The 21,289-nt window shown below is 45.4% G+C and carries 19 protein-coding genes; 7 read left to right on the top strand and 12 right to left on the bottom strand.

Annotated features, from left to right (window positions below; genetic code table 11):
- Positions 1 to 176: 176 nt before the first annotated feature.
- Positions 177 to 1,571, bottom strand: a complete 1,395-nt coding sequence (locus K0I73_RS02060) for a PhoH family protein (protein ID WP_220062899.1) — start codon at positions 1,569 to 1,571, stop codon at positions 177 to 179.
- Between the two features lie 373 nt (positions 1,572 to 1,944).
- On the opposite strand from K0I73_RS02060, the gene rapA reads away from it, so the two are divergent.
- Both rapA and K0I73_RS02050 read left to right on the top strand, forming a co-directional pair.
- Positions 1,945 to 4,851: an RNA polymerase-associated protein RapA gene (gene rapA / locus K0I73_RS02055; protein ID WP_220062898.1), complete on the top strand. Its 2,907-nt coding sequence runs from the start codon at positions 1,945 to 1,947 to the stop codon at positions 4,849 to 4,851.
- A 132-nt stretch (positions 4,852 to 4,983) separates the two neighbouring features.
- Positions 4,984 to 5,844 (top strand): DUF3530 family protein, encoded by an 861-nt coding sequence (locus K0I73_RS02050; RefSeq protein ID WP_220062897.1) that lies wholly within the window; start codon positions 4,984 to 4,986, stop codon positions 5,842 to 5,844.
- 14 nt (positions 5,845 to 5,858) lie between these two features.
- Here K0I73_RS02050 and K0I73_RS02045 read toward each other — a convergent pair whose 3' ends face one another.
- Together K0I73_RS02045 and K0I73_RS02040 are read right to left on the bottom strand one after the other, a co-directional pair.
- Entirely contained in the window at positions 5,859 to 6,356 is a 498-nt protein-coding gene (locus K0I73_RS02045; RefSeq protein ID WP_220062896.1) for a YqhA family protein, read from the bottom strand.
- Positions 6,357 to 6,481: 125 nt separating this feature from the next.
- Positions 6,482 to 7,288, bottom strand: a complete 807-nt coding sequence (locus K0I73_RS02040; protein ID WP_220062895.1) for a crotonase/enoyl-CoA hydratase family protein — start codon at positions 7,286 to 7,288, stop codon at positions 6,482 to 6,484.
- Between the two features lie 668 nt (positions 7,289 to 7,956).
- Here K0I73_RS02040 and K0I73_RS02035 point away from each other — a divergent pair.
- Both K0I73_RS02035 and K0I73_RS02030 read left to right on the top strand, forming a co-directional pair.
- Entirely contained in the window at positions 7,957 to 8,952 is a 996-nt protein-coding gene (locus K0I73_RS02035; protein WP_220062894.1) for a response regulator, read from the top strand.
- 13 nt (positions 8,953 to 8,965) lie between these two features.
- Positions 8,966 to 9,925: a GGDEF domain-containing protein gene (locus K0I73_RS02030; protein ID WP_220062893.1), complete on the top strand. Its 960-nt coding sequence runs from the start codon at positions 8,966 to 8,968 to the stop codon at positions 9,923 to 9,925.
- 151 nt (positions 9,926 to 10,076) lie between these two features.
- Here K0I73_RS02030 and rraB read toward each other — a convergent pair whose 3' ends face one another.
- From rraB to K0I73_RS02000, 6 genes are all read right to left on the bottom strand, one after another.
- Complete coding sequence (rraB, locus tag K0I73_RS02025; RefSeq protein ID WP_220062892.1) at positions 10,077 to 10,481, bottom strand: ribonuclease E inhibitor RraB; 405 nt, start codon at positions 10,479 to 10,481, stop codon at positions 10,077 to 10,079.
- 33 nt (positions 10,482 to 10,514) lie between these two features.
- On the bottom strand, positions 10,515 to 11,246 hold the full coding sequence (locus K0I73_RS02020) for a 1-acylglycerol-3-phosphate O-acyltransferase (protein WP_220062891.1): 732 nt from the start codon (positions 11,244 to 11,246) through the stop codon (positions 10,515 to 10,517).
- Positions 11,247 to 11,453: 207 nt separating this feature from the next.
- Positions 11,454 to 12,248, bottom strand: coding sequence for a metal ABC transporter permease (locus K0I73_RS02015; RefSeq protein WP_220062890.1), 795 nt, complete (start codon positions 12,246 to 12,248; stop codon positions 11,454 to 11,456).
- A gap of 64 nt (positions 12,249 to 12,312) precedes the next feature.
- On the bottom strand, positions 12,313 to 13,224 hold the full coding sequence (locus tag K0I73_RS02010; protein WP_220062889.1) for a metal ABC transporter solute-binding protein, Zn/Mn family: 912 nt from the start codon (positions 13,222 to 13,224) through the stop codon (positions 12,313 to 12,315).
- Entirely contained in the window at positions 13,208 to 14,410 is a 1,203-nt protein-coding gene (locus K0I73_RS02005; protein WP_220062888.1) for a hypothetical protein, read from the bottom strand. Before K0I73_RS02005 ends, K0I73_RS02010 begins: the two co-directional genes overlap by 17 nt.
- A 78-nt stretch (positions 14,411 to 14,488) precedes the next feature.
- On the bottom strand, positions 14,489 to 14,770 hold the full coding sequence (locus K0I73_RS02000) for an ABC-type zinc uptake system zinc chaperone (protein WP_258405263.1): 282 nt from the start codon (positions 14,768 to 14,770) through the stop codon (positions 14,489 to 14,491).
- 288 nt (positions 14,771 to 15,058) lie between these two features.
- Between K0I73_RS02000 and K0I73_RS19065 the strand changes: the two genes are divergently transcribed.
- Entirely contained in the window at positions 15,059 to 15,184 is a 126-nt protein-coding gene (locus K0I73_RS19065) for a hypothetical protein (protein ID WP_258405262.1), read from the top strand.
- Positions 15,185 to 15,232: 48 nt separating this feature from the next.
- Here K0I73_RS19065 and K0I73_RS01995 read toward each other — a convergent pair whose 3' ends face one another.
- The gene (locus K0I73_RS01995; protein WP_220062886.1) at positions 15,233 to 15,568 is read right to left on the bottom strand and encodes a phage terminase large subunit family protein; all 336 of its coding nucleotides are present in this window, start codon (positions 15,566 to 15,568) and stop codon (positions 15,233 to 15,235) included.
- Between the two features lie 125 nt (positions 15,569 to 15,693).
- On the opposite strand from K0I73_RS01995, the gene K0I73_RS01990 reads away from it, so the two are divergent.
- The gene (locus K0I73_RS01990; protein WP_220062885.1) at positions 15,694 to 17,325 is read left to right on the top strand and encodes a mechanosensitive ion channel family protein; all 1,632 of its coding nucleotides are present in this window, start codon (positions 15,694 to 15,696) and stop codon (positions 17,323 to 17,325) included.
- Positions 17,326 to 17,411: 86 nt separating this feature from the next.
- Here the strand turns inward: K0I73_RS01990 and K0I73_RS01985 are convergent, their stop codons facing one another.
- Positions 17,412 to 19,115, bottom strand: a complete 1,704-nt coding sequence (locus K0I73_RS01985) for a formate--tetrahydrofolate ligase (RefSeq protein WP_220062884.1) — start codon at positions 19,113 to 19,115, stop codon at positions 17,412 to 17,414.
- Between the two features lie 173 nt (positions 19,116 to 19,288).
- Here K0I73_RS01985 and K0I73_RS01980 point away from each other — a divergent pair, with 173 nt between their 5' ends.
- On the top strand, positions 19,289 to 20,179 hold the full coding sequence (locus tag K0I73_RS01980; protein WP_220062883.1) for an aldo/keto reductase: 891 nt from the start codon (positions 19,289 to 19,291) through the stop codon (positions 20,177 to 20,179).
- Between the two features lie 91 nt (positions 20,180 to 20,270).
- Here the strand turns inward: K0I73_RS01980 and K0I73_RS01975 are convergent, their stop codons facing one another.
- Complete coding sequence (locus tag K0I73_RS01975) at positions 20,271 to 21,110, bottom strand: MaoC/PaaZ C-terminal domain-containing protein (protein WP_220064221.1); 840 nt, start codon at positions 21,108 to 21,110, stop codon at positions 20,271 to 20,273.
- Positions 21,111 to 21,289 lie beyond the last annotated feature (179 nt).

Genomic DNA, 21,289 nt, shown 5'->3' with positions numbered 1-21,289 from the left:
AATACAAACTACAACGGGCTTGCGTAAAACTTAAATAATTTGTGAGCACTACAACGCAAAAAGACCCCAATCGATGGAGTCTTTAACACTAGGGTCAGTTGATCTTTACCGGTAAACTCGCGCTGCTTCGCCCAATAGCCCAGCAGTGGCAGTGGCCTACGAAGTCCCTTTGAAGATCACAAATTCTCCTCGGCAAATTCGGCTAAACGTGAGCGCACCACGCCATTGAGATAGACATTGGCACTACCCTCAAAGTTTTTGAAACGTTCCACTATATAGGTTAATCCCGATGTGACCGCAGTCAGATAGTTAGAATCAATCTGTGCTAAGTTACCGCTGCAGATCAGTTTGGTTCCCTCGCCCATTCGGGTGATCATAGTTTTAATTTGTGAAGCGGTTAGATTTTGACACTCATCGAGCAATACCACAGAGTTTTGGATTGAACGGCCACGCATGAAATTAATCGATTTAAACTGGATATTGGCCTTATCCATGATGTAGTTCATGCTGCCACTTGGGTTGACATCATTTTTATGAAGGACTTCTAAGGTATCGGTAATCGCAGCCAGCCAAGGCGCCATCTTCTCCTCTTCGGTTCCAGGTAAGAAACCAATAGATTCGGCGATTTCAGGCGTATTTCGAGTCACTATTACCTTGTCATATAAGCCGCGTTCTACCACCATCTCTAAGGCTGCGGCCATCGCCAGTAGTGTCTTACCACAACCTGCTGGGCCAGTTAGTATGACGAGATCGATATCGGGATCGAGCAGCGCCTGTAGCGCCATGCCCTGATAGATATTTTTCGGCTTAATTCCCCACGCATCTAAGTGCAGCAAGCGCTCTCGACCAAGATCGAGGATCTCTATCTCCTTGTCATTATTACTCAGGACTCGTCCACAGAAATTAGACTCTTCGTCGATGAGGTATTGGTTAGTGTAAAAGTTCTCCTCTCCAACTTCAGCAAGTGGCACTGTGTGCACCGTATGACGCCCCTGACTCTCTGTGGTCACATGCTCTTTACGTGCCCAGAAGTCTCCCTCGAATTGATGAAAGCCTTTAGTTAAAAAGCGGATATCATCAATTAACTGGTCAGTTCGATAATCCTCGACAAAGGAGATACCCGCCCCTTTTGCCTTAAGACGCATATTAATATCTTTAGTGACCAAGACGACTTTTCGGGGATGATGCAGATTTTGCAGATGTAATGCGGTGTTGATAATACGGTTGTCGTTGTTATCGCCGGGAAGCGATGCTTGAGTGAACTCCAATTGGTGATCGGGGAAAATAGAGAGAGTACCAACGGCATCGCCGTGACCTTCACGTTTAGGTAAGTCCACCCCACTAACAATCTGCTCTGGGGTTGTCTGCCCACCGAGGATATCTTCTAACGCTCTAATCGCGACTCGAGCATCTCGGCTAACGTCTCGTTTTCTATCTTTGATCTGGTCCAACTCTTCCAGAACGGTCATGGGGACAACTACATCATGCTCTTTAAACGAATAGATAGCTAAAGGTTCATGCAGTAACACATTGGTATCCAGTACAAACAACTTTTTGTCGTTTTGTTCCATGGCGCCTCCACTTGTGCGTAGGGATAAATTGTCGTTAATCCAACAGGTCGATAATCAGTATTCTCCTTATAGCCAGTATGATCGCAGGAAATAGTTTCCGCTTTTAAATCCATACTGACACTAAAGTCGATGAGCTTCAATGGAAAATTGGCGCCCTAAATCTGCTGACTACTCACCCGAGACTGAAAGCCATTGATGACATTAAGATGACAAACTAGTCACATCAAAATTCGATTGATGAATTTGTAATCTAAGGGGTTAGCAATTAGGCTTTTAAACAGAGCGGTTACGAGGCATTTGTGTTCGACATCATAGCCTCGATTGGATAACATACGCGCCCTTCCGTGATTCACCCTGTAGATGAGAATTTGTAATGCCCTTTTCCTTAGGTCAACGTTGGATTAGTGATACCGAATCAGAGCTTGGTTTAGGTACTGTTGTTGGATTAGAAGACCGTATGGTCACAGTGATGTTTCCGGCAACCGATGAGAACCGCATGTTTTCGCGCAACGATGCGCCGTTAACACGCGTAATTTACAATCCAGGCGATACCATTGAGAGTCACGAAGGGTGGAGTTTGGCGGTTAGCGAACTGGAAGAAAAAAATGGCTTGATTATCTATCATGGTGTGCACGCTGAAACTGGCGAGCAAACTAGCCTAAGAGAAACCCTGCTTAACCACAATATTCGTTTTAATAAACCCCAAGACCGCCTATTTGCAGGCCAAATCGATCGTCTCGACAGATTTGGGGTCCGCTATCAAAGCCAGCTGTTACGCCACAAATTAGCCACCTCAGATCTACTTGGGTTGCAAGGGCCACGTGTCGGCTTAATTCCACATCAGCAGTGGATTGCTCATGAAGTTGGTCAACGATATGCGCCAAGGGTACTGCTTGCCGACGAAGTGGGCCTAGGAAAAACTATTGAAGCGGGTTTGATTATCCATCAGCAGCTGCTGACTAGTCGCGCCGAACGTATTCTAGTCATTGTACCAGATACCCTGCGCCACCAATGGTTAGTGGAGATGTTGCGCCGCTTTAATCTGCGCTTCTCGGTATTCGATGAAGATAGATGCGTCGAGGCTTATGCCGATCACGACAACCCCTTCTACACAGAGCAGCTGGTGATCTGCTCACTCGAGCTGCTACGCAAAAAGAAACGCTTAGAGCAAGCTTTAGAAGCCGATTGGGATCTTATGGTTGTCGATGAGGCTCATCACCTTGAGTGGACCGAAGAGGCACCAAGTCGCGCTTATCGTGTGGTTGAAGCCCTAAGTGAAGTGGTTCCTGGCGTATTACTACTAACCGCAACACCGGATCAACTTGGTCACCAGAGCCACTTTGCCCGCCTACGTTTGCTAGATCCCGATCGTTTTTACGATTATCAAGCCTTCCTTAAAGAGGAAGAGAGCTACAAAGATGTCGCAATAGCTGCCGATGCTCTCGCTAGCGGAACTAAGCTTCCAGATGATGCTGTCGCCAGCCTAACAGAACTGCTCAGTGAAAAAGATATCACCCCGACACTGCGCCTTATTGAAGATGATAGCGTCGATATCGATCTGCGTAACGACGCTCGCGATGAGTTACTACAAGAGCTATTAGACCGCCATGGTACTGGCCGGGTACTTTATCGTAATAGCCGCGCCTCGGTTAAAGGCTTCCCAACCCGTATTTTTAATGCGCACCCACAGGCTATGCCGCCGCAATATGTAACTGCGGCCAAGGTATCGGCCATGATGGGTGGCAGTACTGACCTTAAAGCCAAAGTAAAACAGGCATTAAGTCCTGAAAAACTCTATCAAGCATTCGAAAGCGACAGCGCCAGTTGGTGGAGATTCGACCCGCGTGTCGATTGGTTAATCGACTTTTTAAAGAGTCATCGCAGTAAGAAAGTACTAATCATTGCCAGCCAAGCGGAAACCGCCCTGAGCCTTGAAGAGGCATTGCGTACCCGTGAAGGGATTCAAGCTACGGTATTCCACGAAGGTATGTCGATTATCGAGCGTGATAAAGCAGGCGCTTACTTTGCCCAAGAAACGGGTGGCGCTCAGGCACTTATCTGCAGTGAAATCGGATCAGAGGGACGTAACTTCCAGTTTGCCAGCCACTTAGTACTGTTCGATCTGCCACTTAACCCCGATCTACTAGAGCAGCGTATCGGTCGTCTCGATCGTATCGGTCAAGCAAACGATGTCGAAATTCATCTACCTTATCTTGAACATACGGCCCAAGAAAACCTGATGCATTGGTACCATAAAGGGCTCAATGCATTCGAGCAAACCTGCCCTATTGGTCATATCCTGTTTAGCGAGTTTTCTGAGGAGCTGTTAACTCAATTGGTTTATCAAGATGAAGACCAATTTACCCAGCTACTCAATCACACTCAGACTCGTTATAAAGCGCTGAAAAAGGCGATGGAGCAAGGTCGTGATAAGTTACTTGAGATCAACTCTCATGGCGGTGACAGAGCCAATAAACTGGTGGAAAGTCTAGCAGCGCGGGATGAAGATACTCAGCTTATCGGCTCGGTGATTCGCCTGTGGGATATCATAGGTGTCGAGCAGGAAGATAGCGGTGAAAATGCCATCGTATTGCATCCAAGTGAGCATATGATGTTCCCGACCTATCCAGGGTTACCCGAAGATGGCATTACGGTCACTTTTAACCGTGAAATGGCACTGTCTCGTGATGATATTGCGTTGATCACTCAGGAACATCCATTGGTTCAGACGGGCCTCGATTTAATCACCTCCTCAGAAACTGGCACCACCAGTGTGGCGATCTTGAAGAACAAGGCATTGCCCGCAGGTACCATCTTCTTAGAGCTGATCTATATGGCCGATGCGTCTGCACCCAAATCGAGCCAGCTGTATCGTTATATGCCACCCACGCCGGTGCGGATCTTGTTAGATAAGAACGGTAACAATCTGTCTGACAACGTCAGCTACGAGAGTTTCGATAAGCAGCTCAGCGCGGTTAATCGCCATATCGCCAGTAAACTAGTCAATGCCTCACAAACCATGCTACACCCTCTGTTTGCTAAAGCAGAAACGTTTGCAGAGACTGAGCTTAAGTTTCTCAGAGAGAGCGCAAGAGCCAAGATGACAACCCAATTGACTGCTGAACTTGAGCGCTTAGAAGCACTTAAAGCTGTTAACCCTAATATTCGTGATGAAGAACTGGAGCATTTACGCTCGCAAATGAATGAACTCAACACCTATTTAGATGGTTGCTTACTCCAACTCGATGCCGTACGTCTAGTCTTGGTCAGTCACGCCTAGTTTTTTACGGCGTAGAAATAATGAAAAAATGCAGGAGTTGACCGCTCCTGCATTTTTTACTCCTTAAAATTCTCACAGCCTTGAGAGAAAACCCATTATACTCAGCCAATAACAATCTGCTTTAAGCCTGTAATGAAACGACTCGCACTTTACTTCGCTGCACTGACGCTTTCGCTCAGTCTACTTCCAGCCTATGGTGCTACCACGACACCCAGTTATGATTATCTCCCCCAAAGCGAGATTGCGGCGATAACCGTTGGTGGTCAACCAAGCTATGCATTAGTTCGTCCATGGCGTGGACAATTTCAATATGGCGCCGCGATATTAATGGCTGATTTTGATACCCATGCCGATCCTATTGGCGTCATTGGTTATCTCAGACGACATATCAATGATAAAGGTTGGGCAAGTATCAGTCTGCAGGCACCATCTGGCGCGCCGCTCATCAATCATACTACCGATGCAGATGAGATCAGCAAACCAGGAGAGAAGCAGCTTGAATTAAAGGCCGATAAAGCGCTGCCCAAATACAGTGAAGCAGAATGGAAAAAGGTGAGAGAAGCACAGAATAACCGCTTGATCCAAACCATGAATCAGCTCGATAGCTTGGGCCAACCTTACCCGGGTAAGCGACTTTTAATCGCCTCTGGTAAGGGGGCAGGCTTAGTTATATCACAGCTCAATGCTGGCACCCTACCTAAACCAGACATACTCGTGATCATCAATCCCTACCTAGATCATCCCGACGAAAATCTGCAATTAGCAAGATTACTTAGCGAACTGGATATTCCGGTATTAGATATCCAGTCGCCAGACGGTCCAGCAGAATCATTAACTACCGCCAGAGAGCGAAAGAGCTTATCACCGCTCAATCAGCCGCTGAAATATGAACAACAGCGCCTTGCGCTCAACTTAGATCAGCCTAACGCGTGGCAAAATACCTTAGTGTTAATTGATGGCTTCGCGAGACGAATAAATAAGGCTTACCCTTAAATATTACATGTGGATCACTTCTTATCTTTACTGAGCATCAATGCCAGCGCGACCAATACCACGATGATTCCCATATAGAGCAGCTCTAACATGGAAGCGGGCTTCATCTCAGTGAAATAAGAAAACACCTTGATTATTAACATCATCAAGATCACTTTTCCTAGCTTACTTTTCAGCGAATCGATACTGCTGATCACTAGAATTTTACCGCCTGCTGCACTATCTTCTGCCGCCTGCAGATTGCTAATAAATAACTCATACAAACCAAAGGCAAAAATCAACAATACAGAGCCGAGCAGAAACGTATCTAAAATTTCGACCACCACCATGATTAATTCATTGCGTACCCCATGACTGCCTGTCATCAAATAATCCCAAAGCAGTGCAATCATATGCACTACATCTTTGATCCCCATGATGAATACAACAAAAGCGGCAATAACGCAGGCAAAAACGCCGATCATCACAGATAAGCGACTGCTCCATAGAAAACGTTCAAACAACTCTCTCATCGATTAGTTCCCAATGATTATATTGAGGGCAGATCCTATCCGTCCGCTCACTTAAGATCTCAAGCAGATAAAGAGAGTGTGATCTCGCTCACCTTGAATTTTAGGAGACTCAATTTTAGCTAGCCTTACCACCATGACTGACGCTGTTTATAAGCACGCTCAGAGCCCTTAGTTTGGCGAAGTGCAGCAACCACCCGATTTTTTCCCAATAATAAACGGATCTGGTATAGGCTCTCACGACATAGCAAGCTACGCTCACTCGCTCGCCAATTCTTATTAATACTCGACTTTATTGCCGCATTGGCATCGGGAGAGGTTTGCGCTAACTGCTTAGCTAAAAGTTGAGCACGCTCTAATGGTTGTTCACATACCTCAGTAACTAGGCCATAGCGATGAGCCTGCTTCGCCTCAATTACCTCTGCAGTCATGGTTAACAGCAAGGCCACATCTTTACTGACTAGCTCCCTAAGTCCCACAAGCCCAGCCATATCGGGAACCAGTCCCCACTTAGCTTCCATAATTGAAAGACGACAATCAGGGCTAGCAATACGCACATCGGCCCCTAAGGCTATTTGCATTCCCCCGCCATAACAGATCCCTTCGAGTACGCAGATAACAGGCACAGGTAAGCGTCGCCAGCCAATAGAAACCTGCTGGGCAAGATTCGCGTTACCCGGTAACCACTTGAACAATAACTTTATTGCCTGCATGGGCGAACGCATCACACTACTGACATCTAGCCCTGAACAGAAGTTACCACCGCTGCCAGTCAAGATAACGCAGCGAATCCTTCTATCTTTTGCGAGACGTTGCTGAACCTTATGGATAGAGGTAAAGATTTGATAATTCAACGCATTATATTTATCAGGCCGATTAAGCTCGACGATGGCGATCCCTGATTCGATAGTCAGATTCACACATGGATGTAGCATTCCTTTACTCCCCCCCAAAAAAACTGGTCTGTCCAGAAGGACAAAGGTTAACACATTTGGAATATTTACTTAAAACATATAACATGCAACGATTTTTTGACGGGGGTCAAAAATATGCCGACCGCATTTTACCTATGAGGCTCAATCTGATAGTTATGGTAACCAAGCATAATTTGTAATATTTTTTTACAGTTACTAGGACATGTAGATCTTTCAAGGTTATTTTTACAGCGAATTGCTGGGTATTTATACGAGACAGAGGCTTTGTAGTGTAGTTGTTCTACATGAAAAGCTAAGAACGCAGTAGAAATGACCAACAAACGCGGCCCGAAGGGTTCGGCTAAAAACATTTTACTCTTTGTTAAGTGAATTTTGCTTAGATGACTAGGCTGCAATCCACTCGCCTCGATTAAAACATTTTTGTCTCGAACGAAATTCAACCAGCAAAGATCAACAGGCCCTAGAAAGTGCGGAAGGGAAATTCACTTTAATTCTGAAATAAAATCATGATTAACATGGTCTCATGTACCCCGCTATGAAAGCTCGGAGATATTAGGCTTTCTCAGACTACTCAACAAAAAACTGCCCCAAATGAGTGCGTTTCAGCACGAAATTCACTATTTAGTGTTATCTTCAATAAAAGGGCAGATTAGGATGTTATATATAGAATGTCGATCCCAGTACTAATATGTGATGATTCTGCGCTCGCCAGAAAGCAGATGGCCCGGACACTTCCAAAGGAATGGGATGTGGAGATCACCTTCGCAAATAATGGTGCCGAAGGTATCGAGGCCATTCGAGCGGGCAAAGGCGAAGTGGTTTTTCTCGACCTCAATATGCCTGTAATGGATGGCTATGAGGTACTCGAAACGATCCAAAAAGAAGATCTCCCTGCGCTAGTCATTGTGGTATCTGGTGACATCCAAATAAAGGCTCACGAAAGGGTTAAGGCCCTTGGCGCCCTCGATTTTATTCAAAAACCAGTCAGCGCTGATGCCATCAGTAATATCTTGCAAGAATATGGAATATTAACAATCGCCCTTGGCGAGGATGCTGACGACGCTCCCATGATCGAAGTCGACTTGAGGGATGCCTGTCAGGAGGTTGCCAACGTTGCAATGGGGCGCGCCGCCGATCTATTGGCAAAGCTACTAGATGTGTTCGTCCTCCTTCCGATCCCCAATGTTAATGTGCTCGAGGTTAGCGAACTCACCATGACGCTAAAAGCGACTGAGCAGTACGGCACGGTTTCGGCGCTTTGCCAAGGCTTTATTGGTGCAGGGGTTGCCGGAGAAGCCTTACTGCTCTTCCATGACTCCTCATTTCAAGATATGGCAAAACTCATGGGGCTAGCGAACCCTGAAGATACCAATACTGAAATAGAAGTGATGATCGATACGGGTAACGTATTAATTGGCGCATTTCTTAGCGGCATCTCAGAACAGTTACATATGAAATTTAGCCAAAGCCACCCCGTGGTGCTTGGTCGACATTGTACCGTTAACGACCTTATTCACGATAACTCCGAAAAATGGGCGAGAACTCTAGCGATGGAGATTAACTATCGTATCGAAGGTCATGATATTCAGTGTGATCTGCTGCTGCTATTTACCGAAGAATCATTACCGACGCTCAACTACAAGCTCGGTTATCTGTTAGATTAAGTTGGACTCATACATGGCATATGATCAAAGCGCAATGAACGAACTACACTGGCTTATCGATATGGTGCAGACCATAGAAGTCGGCTTGGTGGTATTAGATCGTAATTATGATATCCAGCTCTGGAATGGCTTTATGGAGAACCACAGTGGAATATCTCCTAATTCCATCAAAGGTGCCAACCTGTTTGACAAGTTTGACTACCTGCCTGCAACTTGGTTAAAACAGAAGATGGAATCGGTTTTTTTGCTCAAGAACCGGGCTTTCATCAGTTGGGAACAGCGGCCATATGTATTTAAATTTGGCAACTACCGCCCCATCACTGGTCGCGCCGACTTCATGTACCAAAACGTGACCTTATTACCGCTCTCTTCGCTTACGGGCCAGATAACCCATATCAGCATGATTATCTATGATGTGACCGATGTGGCCATCAACCGCTTGCAATTAAAGGCTGCAAATGAACGCTTAGAACACCTGAGTCAGACCGATGGCCTCACGCAGCTGCACAATCGCAGACATTGGCAGATGTGTATGCAGCGCGAGTTTGATCGCCATAGCCGTTATGGTGAATCGACAACTTTGGTGATGATTGATATCGATAACTTCAAGCGAATTAATGACACCTATGGTCACTTAGCGGGTGATAAGGTGATACAGCATGTATCACATATTCTTAAGCAGTCATTGCGTGAAACCGACTGCGCCGGTCGTTATGGCGGCGAGGAGTTTGCCGTGGTCTTATCTAACACCGATGCAGAGCACGCACTCCATTTTGCCGACCGCTTACGAGAAAAAATAGCCACCTCAGAGATGCGCTACGAGAGCGTGAAAATTAGCGTGAGTGTGAGTATTGGGATCTGTGATATTGGCGAAGAACTGGACAACAGCGCTAAATGGTTAGCTAATGCTGACAACGCCCTCTATCAAGCCAAGCAAGCTGGCCGAAATTGTTGTGTGACGTTTAAAGAATAATACCAATCAGTATTCTATTGAGTAATGAGCAAGGGGCGATAGCCTAGCCCGTTTGTATCGCATATCATTAAAAAGCCCTTAGCATCAATGATGTTAAGGGCTTTTTTAATAGGTCGGTGATGCTTATCACCAACTCAGATTTGGCGAGAGGTTAATGAAAACGCGCTTCATCTCCATCAAACTCATCGTCTTCATCGACTTCATCGCCAATAAAGTAAGTACCCCAACCGTCATAATCGACTTTTTGCTTGGCGGCCAAGTTAATCAGATCTTCACAGGCTTTATCGAGTAATTCGACTTCTAATTTATGATAAGCAATAGCATCAAAACAGAAGATCACCGAACCATCATCGAGTTCCATCTCTTCGGCATCATTAACCTCAAAACCCATTTTAAATGCTTCAACGGCGGCCTTTTCGAGACGATCAAAATTGGTCGCTGAGAAATGGTGTTCGATAGTGTACTCAGCATCTGGCTCAGAACCATCGGCAAGGATCGCTTCTACGATCTCTTGATTCTCTTGTTTCTGTTCCTGTAACTGACGTTCTGTAGACATGGATCACTCCGAATTTATCAATAATATGATGAGTTAAACGGCTTTCTTTGCCATCAATGTCATGGCTTCATGGTTTAACTGCGCTAACTTTTCCGACATCATGGCATGGATGCGTGTTGAAAGCTCTTTAACTTGTGTTTTTGCTAATCCCTTGGTCTGGATAGGCTCCATCATCTCAATGATCACCACACCATTGTTCCAGCGATTAAGCTTTATATGTTCTTGATTTGAGGCTAACACTGGCACCATTGCAACACCGGCTTCTATCGCTGTATGAAATGCACCCGATTTAAATGGCAATAAACCTTTTCCTCGCGAACGAGTTCCCTCGGGAAAAATCCAAATAGACAGACACTTCTCTCTGATCTTCTTTGCCGTTTCCGCCATGGTCTCAAATGCACGATTACGGTTCTTACGGTCAATGAGAATATTACCCGACAACCAATAGATTTGCCCAAAAAATGGGATCCACGCTAAGCTTTTTTTGCCCAAACTCACCGTTCCCTTAGGAACCGCTGCCGTATGGGTAAACATATCAAAGTTATTTTGATGATTCGCTAAATAGATACAAGGCTCTGTCGTCTCAACTTTAGCTTTACGCAGTACCACTTTTACCCCTAATACAGGTGCGGCCCACGAAAATATTTTAGCAAACAGATGTACATTATCGCGATGGCGAGGCCTAAGCAGACAATAAAGCCCACCAAAGACAAACGCTAATAGCAACATAATAGCCAAGATCAATGATCTGAAGATTAACAGCACAACTTACTCCTGTGATTTCAGTGGCGATATTATATCAGTAAGCAAAAATGACTTACACCTGTAGTCTGAAGATTTAACCTAGGCTTCACCTTTAGCAACATTGAGTGACAATAAAGCAGATAACTAAAAGAATTTTAAGACAAAAAAATAGGCTACTCGAATCCAAGTAACCTATTCTCACTAAGCCTAAGATAGCCTGTATCGGATTTACGAATTAAACTCGGCTTTTCCAATTGAGCGTTGTTTAAAAAGCAGCGGATGCAGGAAACGAAATAACACAGTGCTCAGCGCTAGGGTGGCAACGATAGCGGCACCACTGGGTAGATCAAATGTGGCAGATAAAACCAGCCCGAGGGCATAACCGATAAACCCAACCAAATAAGCGAGGGCCCAGCTACCTTTACCAGAGTATTTGTTAACCGCTAATGCAGGTAAAATTAATGAACTAAATACCAGATAAACACCAACCAACTCGACTGAGAGGGTGATCACTAAAGCAAACAGCAGATAAAACGCAACGCCATCGAGCAGCTGTGGCTTTAATGCGATAATGACTAATACGAACAATGACACTATGGCAGGAAGCAAGAGTTGTGACCAATTTACCCACAAAATTTGCCCCGACATTAGCTGCTTTAACATCTCAGCGCCATGGGGATCATTGGATAGCATCAACATTGCCGCCACCGCCGATAATACATAGAAACAACCAATAATGGCTTCTAATTCATCGGCCATACGCTTAGATAACCAAGCGATAAACCCAGCCCCCATTAATGCAAATAACGCAGGCATCCACACTGTCGCATAAGGAATATGCTCTATGTCATGATTAGTATGGGCAATGATGGCACCTAGGGCTGCAACTTGTGCAATGGCCAAATCGATAAAGATAATGCCACGCTTGAGTACTTGGCTGCCGAGTAATACATGGGTCGATAACACTAATATTCCTGCAGCAAAGGCAGGTAGCAAAATCGATAACAGATCTAAATCAAACATGATGTGTACCTAATGGCTTTTAAGATAGCCGCCTGACATATAGTCAGGCGGCTATCAAGAGTCACTATTTATTAAGGTTTAACAATAAAGTAATGACACTTTGGTAAAGAGAGAATAGATCTTGGCTATCATCATTTCCCCCAACCGACATAGGCAATACTTGCACAGGCAATTGTGTACGTTCACCAAGCCAATTGGCGCCACGCTCATCTTGATAAGACGCCACAATGATCGCCATGACATCACCTTGCTTAGCTCGGCTCTGTAAATCGGCTAGATGACTCGTGCTGGGTGGAAGGCCTGGCTTGGGTTCAAGATCCCCCACTTGCTCTATCCCTAACCAGTTAAACAGATAGCGAAAGCTGGTATGATATGCGATCACTTTCTTACCGTTTAACGGCGCAGCTAATGCCAGCCACTGAGTTGTAGCGGCTTGCCAACGAGTTGAAAAATCGGCTAGCGCAGCATCATATTCAGCTTTAGAATCGGGATCCAATTGCACTAATTTACTGCTAAGTGCCTTTGCAACCAAGAGTAAGCGCTCAGGGTCGAAATGCAAATGGGGATTCCCCTGAGCATGCACATCGCCCATACTGCGATCGACACTGTCTAACTTATCAAGCGTCTGAACATGTTCGGCGGCGAAAAACAGTCCCTTCTCGGTTGAGCGCACGTTAGCGTTAGCCGACTTCATCTGCAGCATAGGCAACCAACCCACCTCAAGATCGGCACCTGCACACACGGCTAAATCTGCTTGACGCATTTTAGCAATTAGGCTCGGTCTCGCCTGTACTTGATGTGGATCTTGCATCGCTGTCGTTGCCGAGTAAATTTTGGCATCGGGAGCTAACTCCTTCGCTAACGCTGCGTATTCAGGCTCACAGGCAAAAATGTTTAATTTAGCTTGCGCTCCACTCGCCATAGTTAGCGCAATAGCTGCGCAACTGGCTTTAATAAATTTAGAATTGATGCGCACCGTGAGCCCCCAGAGTCATAACATATTGAAGAGTAATGACGTTATCGTCTTCGATACCATCAAAGTTAGTGCCTTGCTGATTAGTGTACTGCAAACGCACTGTCGAGAAATGGCTGTGGTGCCACGCGAGACTCACTTCGGTTTCTTTCAGCTTTTGACCGTGAAAATGATCGTCATGTAACTCTTGAGTATCGACCTGACCGTAACGTAACCCTGCCGACCAGTTTGGGGTGAATTGATATACAGAACTAACATACCAACCCGTTTGATCATCAGGAGTATGCTCGCCGCCATGAGCCTCATCTAAACCATGGTCATGCTCCTCTAACGGAGCAAAATCGGTGACCATGAAATATTCGCCACTTAAAGTAAGGTGTTGATACTTATAGTTACCATTGGGTGCCCATTTATAAACAAAATCGGCAATATAGGTATTCTCGCCGGTATACATGGCCGCATGACTATGATCATGCTCGTGCCCATCCTCGGCGACAACTTCATCTTCATGCTCTTCATGTGCCGTCAGACGACCGTTCTCGTTACGTAAGTAGCTTAAGCCCAACATCCAAGAACTACTGTTGCCAATGTCACCACCTAATTTACTGTAAGCGGTATAGACGCCAAGGTCTTTGAAATCCCGCTCACCATGCTCATCTTCGGCACGCATGCTGTCGCCTTTGAAAGCTTCGACGCCCATAGCCCAGTATAGATCGGTAGGCGCTACGTAATCTAAGCGTACCCCGTCATCAAAATAATGACTTCCAAGGAAGGCGCGATATGCGGCAGGCCTATCTGAAAATGCATCGGTGTGAACATGTTGGTTGTTAAGATAGCCCACATCCGATAAGAAGCGACCGGCGCGAATAGAAAAACCCGCTGGCATAGCTAAAGTTTGAATAAAAGCCTCTTCCAAGCCAACTTCAGTGTCACTGCCATGAGTTTCTACTACTGCAGTTAATTTGCCATAAAACATATCATCAATATTGGCACTTAACGCAAGCTCGGTATGCCCTAGGCCGAACCCCTCTTCTCGTTCAGCCATCGGTCGTTCGGTGTTTTGATAATAGCCATCTAACACGCCGCTTATCGCAGGGTTGGTCAAGGTAGCATCTTGCGCAAGAGTCACAGTTGAAACAAAGGCACAGGCCATCGCTACCGCAGATACGCGGAAATTAAAGGTTTGCATAACATCTCCAAAAAACAGGTATAGTCCTCTGCTGTCATTGGACAGAGAGTTGTAATAATCGATAAATTAGATGTGATATTACAAACAGCTAGGAGGAGCCCGGCTTTGAAAATAGCTAACATGAGTACTCGATGTTGAGGCGACGAGTTCAACATAAGATTCAACAGCGAGTTGAGGAAGGGTAAAACTAAAGTCGCTAATAGGCAGTAGACTATTAAGCTGAACTTTTTGAATACAGAGGGTGCAATGGGTTTTAGCACCGTCATCGAAGTGTTCTAAACTATGGGCAGGCGCAGCAACAGACAAGCAGAACAGTATGGCACTAAGCCATATTGCCACTCCTCTTGCTAATCTTTTCATTACTGATGCCATAGTTCCGAACTGAGATGACAGAAATTTTGACCAAGTTTATGGATTGACTGGATGAAGTCAAGTGACAAATACCACTCACTGTATCAGTGTTGTAACAAAATCTAATACCAATGCACCGTAATATAACGCTGCTTAGCTCATCGACAAACATGAGCGGGATCACTCAATAGCCAGCAGCAATTAAGTCTGACTTAAGTAATAGTGGCTAGAATTAATCCATTATATGAAATCTAATACAACACGATTTCAACGAACTAGGCGCAAGGATAAAACAGTATGAAAGAGTTTCTCCGCGAAAATTTCAAGATGATATTTTGGACAACGATTTTCTTCATCGCTGTCTTAGGTGGTATCTACTATGTAGAAGCGGCACTTGAAGCTCAAGTTCAAGTTATCGACTAATGTCGGCCAAATGGTGAGCACAAAGCTCACCACCTCTCACTTATTCTCTTAGCGATACTTCTTACGATGCTCGCTATCATCCACCGGCTCAACGTCAGGCGCTTCTATCACCTTTAGGTGATCCATCATGTGACTAACCAGTAATGCCATGATGGCAAATATCGCGACAGGCGTGGTGATATGACGCAGCGATGGCGAGAAGTATCCATAAGCAAGCGCCGCGCATCCTAAATAAAAGCCCACCATTTTCATCCGTGTGAGTATTGGATTTCTCCCCAACCAAGCGCTGCAATGTGGACACTGGATCTGTGCATTTAACCCACGTCCCCGTTGATTTTTGACGCCATCAGCGGCAAAGGTTTTACTACAATGTGTACACAGCACGATAATATTCTCTAATGATTGAACAGGCAGTTTACCAGATAGCGCTATAAATTCGCAGTTGTCATTTTACAGCTTTAGTTAGAGAGATTATGATTCAACCCATTACCCCTCAAAGGATTACACCTATGTTGCGAACACTATCAATAGTGTTGATAACCCTATTTAGTATCAGTATCAACCTCGCTTATGCTGATACTCAGACGCCACAAACTGCAATCTCAGCCCCAATAGCCGAACTGCAACAATTAGAAAGCTCTATGAGCAAAGATATAGAAAAGCTTTCCAATACTCACGGCGAGATGAAACAGTTTATTGAATATCGTATCAAGGAGCATGCAGGCCAGTTCCATGACAAGCTAAAGGCGCTGATGTCTGAAAAAGATATAGATAAACCCGCATTGCTTCCTTTAGTTAAAGATCACTTCGCCTTTATCAATCAGGTCGGCAACTATTATGCTGATGACATAGAGCTGTTCAAAACCAAGTTAGGTAAAAATGATGATTCAAATATCATGTTTAGCCTAGCAAGCAGGGAGAGGGAGCGTGATGAGTTTTTAAGTGCTAAATATGAAACACTTACTTGGCTAGAAATCTTAGGCGAAGACGTTGTCATCACGAAAACAAGGCTAACTGAAAACCTCCTTAAGCGCTCTGATACCCTAAATAGCCTAGTACATTTTACTCAGGACAAGTTAAAAACGGCAATCGATGACGCAGCAACTGCGGGTAAAGATGTGACTAGCGAACAAACGGCGCTCATTACCAAATTAAACGAACGTCTATCACTCACCAGTACCAGTTTGTCCGTTGCCATTGAGTTGCTCGACAAGCTAGAACAGGATACCTCCACCCTAAAACAAACCCTATTTAGCATCTCAGGCGACATCACCCAAGATGTGCTTAATATTGATGTGGCGAGCAATCTAGTCGAGCAGTGGTGGGATACGGCAAGAAACCAAGCCATAGATAATGGCCCGAGTATGATGTTTAAGGTATTTATCTTTGTGCTTATTCTGTTTTTAGCCAGTTTGGCTGGTAAAGCGACGCAGCGCATCATCAAGAAAACAGTGAGCAACTCTAAGCTGAAATTCAGTCACCTACTGCAAGATTTCTTTATCTCCCTCTCAGGGAAAATTGTGTTTGCCCTAGGATTAATGATCGCCCTATCTCAGCTAGGTTTTGAACTAGGGCCACTGCTGGCAGGCTTTGGTGTTGCCGGTGTGATCATAGGTTTTGCGCTGCAAGATACCTTATCCAATTTTGCTTCCGGTATGATGATCTTAATCTACCGTCCCTATGATGTAGGCGATCTCATTAGCGCTGCTGGGGTCACTGGTAGGGTTAGCCAAATGAGCTTAGTCTCTACCACCATCAAGACCTTAGATAACCAGCGGCTGATCATTCCAAACAATAAGATTTGGGGTGACACCATCAATAACATCACAGTAGAGCATCAACGCCGCGTCGATATGACATTCGGTATTGGTTATGGCGATGACATAGAAAAAGCAGAGAAGGTGCTCACCTCTATTGTAGAGAAGCACCCTAAGGTGCTCAACACGCCAGCACCAACGGTTAAGCTTCATCTACTCGGTGAATCATCGGTCGACTTTGTCGTGCGCCCTTGGGTCAAGCCAGAAGATTATTGGGATGTTTATTGGGATGTGACTCGTGAAGTGAAAATGCGCTTCGATCAAGAGAAGATCTCGATTCCATTCCCACAGCGCGATGTGCATATTTATCAAACCCAGCAATAGTTGAGTTAATTAAATGACAAAGGTCCGAGTTTACAGCTCGGACCTTTTACTTTGCTACCACTTCTATTTTGCGACTAATTGCAGCCCTAGGCTAAACCAACAATCTCACCAGACTCATTAATGTCGACGTTGAGGTATCCAGGCTTGACGCCAAGCCCAGGCATGGTCATGACCTTACCGACTAAGGCGGTAATGAACCCCGCACCCGCATTGAGCTTTAATTCAGATATCGGCAACTTAAACCCTTTTGGCACACCTTTTACCTTAGGATCATGACTAATCGACAATGGCGTTTTCGCAACGCAAATAGCTAAGTGCTCAAAGCCCTGACGCTTTAACAGCTGCAACTGTGACTGTGCTACCGAGGAAAGCTCGATACCAGATGCACCATAACCCGCCTCGGCAATCGTCATCAGCTTGGCTTCTATGCTTTGTTCAAGCTGATATAAATAATGAAATTGGCTGCGAACCTTGGTCGCTTGCTCGACCACTTTAGCTAATGCTGTGGCACCTTTACTTCCGAGGCTAAAGGCATCTGACACTTCACAACCAAATATCCCTAATTTCAGGGTATTGAGTTTAAGCCAATCGAGTTCTTGGGTCGTATCACTGTCAAAGCGGTTTATCGCGACAACGACAGGCACACCATATTGCGCCACATTTGCCACATGCCATTTAAGGTTTTCAAATCCAGACTCAAGCTTATCCATCTCACTAGCGTCAGGTTTTAAATCTATTGCATGAGACTTTAGGGCTTTAATGGTTACAACGACCACCGCGGCATCGTGCGCTTTACCCGCTTGGCGCGACTTAATATTGCAATACTTCTCAAAGCCCATGTCAGAGCCAAAACCGCCTTCGGTAACCACGATATCGGCCAATTTTAATCCGATATTATCGGCAATAATCGAGGAGTTTCCATGAGCGATATTGGCAAACGGACCTGCATGGATTAAACACGGCGCTCCGCTCAAGGTTTGCATCAATGTTGGTGCTATGGCCTCACTCATAATGACTGTCATGGCCCCTGCAACCCCTAAATCTTCGGCGGTAATATAGTCACCATCGAGAGTTTGTGCTAACACGATACGCCCTATTCTTTGACGCATATCCTGTAAATCGCGGCTTAACGCTAAAATTGCCATCAGCTCTGATGCTGCACTGATATCGAATCCACTGTGATGGATGGGACCGTTATTTTCACCTAAACCAACTGATATGTTACGTAGGCTTCGCTCATTTTGATCGACAACCCGGCGCCATAGTATCTTATTGGGATCGATATTCAGCGCGGTTAGCCCCGACTGCAGACTGAACTCCTCAGCGCCCAGGCGCTGCTCATGATACAAACGCGCATCTATCGCGGCGGCAGCGAGATTATGAGCGCTAGTCACCGCATGAATATCTCCTGTGAGATGCAGATTTAACGACTCCATGGGCACTACTTGCGCAAATCCGCCACCAGCAGCTCCCCCTTTAATGCCAAATACTGGCCCCATGCTGGGTTGCCTGATGCAGGCACAAGCTGTCTTTCCTATCGCCTGTAACCCTTGGGTCAGCCCTATGGTGGTAACGGTCTTGCCTTCACCAAATGGCGTTGGCGTGATAGCGGTAACTATGACTAACTTTGCATCTCTGTTATCTTTTAATCGTTGCTGTATTGTAAGATTGATTTTTGCTTTGTAGGGGCCGAAATGGGTTAATTCAGAAGCCGCGATCCCTAGTGCTGATGCTATATCACTGATTGGCTGTAATTTGGCATGGCGAGAAATGTCGATATCAGACCGCATAGGCATAACTCCTACGATACAAACTTGAAAATGATGAGCTGAGGCGAATATAAGATAAAAATAGCGCGTTAGAAACCTATTCATCGATGCAAGTCGAGTTAATTAAGCATTTATGAATCTAAATCAATAAAATGACCAGTATCTGCCTCATGTATCCCAATCGGAGAAAAAAGATGAGCCTTCATCAACTAGAACTTTCACAATTTATCGCTGGATTTTGGCGGCTCGATAGCTGGAACAGATCACCATCTGAGACGTTAGCATTAATCGAGCACTACTTAAGCCTTGGGGTGACTAGCATGGATCATGCTGATATCTATGGTGAATATAGTTGTGAGGCCCTATTTGGAAAGGCATTAAGCCTTAATTCCTCTCTTAGAGAACAGATGCAAATTATCAGTAAATGCGGTATCAAACCCGCGTTTCCATCGACCAAAGACCGTTATGTAAACCACTACGACACCAGTTACCAACACATAATAACAAGCGCCGAAAATTCGCTCTCAGCACTTAACATCGACTACTTAGATCTATTATTGATCCATCGACCCGATCCGCTAATGAACGCCGATGAAGTGGCACAAGCATTTGAGCAGCTGTACCAAACAGGCAAGGTAAGACATTTTGGCGTCTCCAACTTTACCCCCGCTCAATTTGATCTACTGCAATCTAGACTAGAGCATCCTCTGATAACCAATCAACTAGAGATCTCACCCATGCAGTTGTCGACACTGCATGACGGCACCTTAGATCATTGCCAACAATATCGCTGCCCGCCGATGGCATGGTCTTGTCTGGGTGGCGGAGAGATATTTACTGGCACCTCCGCCAAGGCCGTCCGATTGCGAGAGACGCTCACTCAAGTTGCCAAGGCACATGATACCGACGATATCAGCCAGATTATCTATGCTTGGGTACTTGCCCTGCCGAGCCAGCCCAAACCTATCATAGGTAGCGGAAATCTCGATCGCATCAGTGCAGCGGTGGCGTCGAAACAGATAACACTAGATAAACAGCAGTGGTTTAGTATCTGGCAAGCCTCTACGGGTCACAGCGTACCTTAGGTTTGTCATGCTGATATAAGATCTCGCCAGAAACCAAAAAGCCAGCGAGGATGCTGGCTTTTTAAGGCAAATAAAACTCTCGGGGCAAACGCTAATCGAGGAATTTTACGCTGCCGCTCAAATGAGGACGCCGCCCCTTGATATCTCGAAGTTCAAAGGTCAGTCCCGATTCATTCTCAGTATCGACGCCAAAACTCACTTGAGCAGGCATCAATAAAGGCAGCTTAAATGCGACGTCAACGGTACAAGGCTTATCACCAATATGAGGCATTAACTGCGCTATGCTACGAGCTTTTGACCACATTCCATGAGCGAGCACGCGATCGAAACCAAAGCGCTTAGACAGAACAGGATGTAGATGGATCAGATTATAGTCACCCGATGCCTTGGCATAGCGGCGGCCTAAATCTTCACTTAACTCCCAAATTACAGGGTCGTTCCAATTCATAGGGCTGGCTTTAGGTGGACGCACTCGACGCCCTGCGTTTTCGATGCGGTAAAGGTAAGTGGATAATGATTCCCACACCAATTCATCGCCGACAAAAGCCTTAGACACTAACTCAAACTCGAGACCCGAGTCGGTCATCTGACTGCTGGTGAGTTCACATTCAATTTTAAACGATTCGTTTAGTCCAACCTGACGATATTGACTGATGCTGTTCTTTAGATGAATCATCCCAAGCAGTGGAAACGTAATGGCCTGATGGGTAAAAATGGCAGCATGTAATCTAAATGCCATGACATAAAGGTAGGTCATAGGTAATACCTTACCATCAAACTCAAAACCACATACCTTAGCGTACTGATGCACCTTCTCGGCAGCAATGTTTACCTCGGGACAGGTCACACGAATATGTGGCAAGGGTTGCTGATCCCAACCGGGTTTGCGGCCAAAAAAGATCTTGCGATAGAGCGACAACAGCGATGGCATCACTTTCAATTCAACACAAATTTCTTTATTCACGCTATATGAACCCTTCAACATTTACATAATCTAAAAATTTTCAAGCCTGCGATTATACCCTAAAATCCGCATTAACACCTAAATCTTACATCACTAGGTGCTTAGCCTGTTTCTATATGGCAAAATAGCGCATCCCTTTTCCATAC

The organism is Shewanella mesophila (assembly GCF_019457515.1).
Classification (GTDB): Bacteria; Pseudomonadota; Gammaproteobacteria; order Enterobacterales; family Shewanellaceae; genus Shewanella; species Shewanella mesophila.
Note: the sequence above shows the minus strand (reverse complement) of the source record. Positions and strands in the feature narration are given on the sequence as shown.

Excerpts from the sequence above, each read along its gene's own strand:
- rraB (WP_220062892.1), bottom strand. The coding sequence starts at position 10,481 with ATGTCTACAGAACGTCAGTTACAGGAACAGAAACAAGAGAATCAAGAG.
- K0I73_RS01975 (WP_220064221.1), bottom strand. The coding sequence starts at position 21,110 with ATGCCATCGCTGTTGTCGCTCTATCGCAAGATCTTTTTTGGCCGCAAA.
- K0I73_RS02060 (WP_220062899.1), bottom strand. The coding sequence starts at position 1,571 with ATGGAACAAAACGACAAAAAGTTGTTTGTACTGGATACCAATGTGTTA.
- K0I73_RS01990 (WP_220062885.1), top strand. The coding sequence starts at position 15,694 with ATGTTGCGAACACTATCAATAGTGTTGATAACCCTATTTAGTATCAGT.
- K0I73_RS02015 (WP_220062890.1), bottom strand. The coding sequence starts at position 12,248 with ATGTTTGATTTAGATCTGTTATCGATTTTGCTACCTGCCTTTGCTGCA.
- K0I73_RS02035 (WP_220062894.1), top strand. The coding sequence starts at position 7,957 with ATGTCGATCCCAGTACTAATATGTGATGATTCTGCGCTCGCCAGAAAG.
- rapA (WP_220062898.1), top strand. The coding sequence starts at position 1,945 with ATGCCCTTTTCCTTAGGTCAACGTTGGATTAGTGATACCGAATCAGAG.
- K0I73_RS02050 (WP_220062897.1), top strand. The coding sequence starts at position 4,984 with ATGAAACGACTCGCACTTTACTTCGCTGCACTGACGCTTTCGCTCAGT.
- K0I73_RS01980 (WP_220062883.1), top strand. The coding sequence starts at position 19,289 with ATGAGCCTTCATCAACTAGAACTTTCACAATTTATCGCTGGATTTTGG.
- K0I73_RS02005 (WP_220062888.1), bottom strand. The coding sequence starts at position 14,410 with ATGCAAACCTTTAATTTCCGCGTATCTGCGGTAGCGATGGCCTGTGCC.
- K0I73_RS02030 (WP_220062893.1), top strand. The coding sequence starts at position 8,966 with ATGGCATATGATCAAAGCGCAATGAACGAACTACACTGGCTTATCGAT.
- K0I73_RS02000 (WP_258405263.1), bottom strand. The coding sequence starts at position 14,770 with ATGAAAAGATTAGCAAGAGGAGTGGCAATATGGCTTAGTGCCATACTG.
- K0I73_RS02040 (WP_220062895.1), bottom strand. The coding sequence starts at position 7,288 with ATGCTACATCCATGTGTGAATCTGACTATCGAATCAGGGATCGCCATC.
- K0I73_RS02045 (WP_220062896.1), bottom strand. The coding sequence starts at position 6,356 with ATGAGAGAGTTGTTTGAACGTTTTCTATGGAGCAGTCGCTTATCTGTG.
- K0I73_RS19065 (WP_258405262.1), top strand. The coding sequence starts at position 15,059 with ATGAAAGAGTTTCTCCGCGAAAATTTCAAGATGATATTTTGGACAACG.
- K0I73_RS01985 (WP_220062884.1), bottom strand. The coding sequence starts at position 19,115 with ATGCGGTCTGATATCGACATTTCTCGCCATGCCAAATTACAGCCAATC.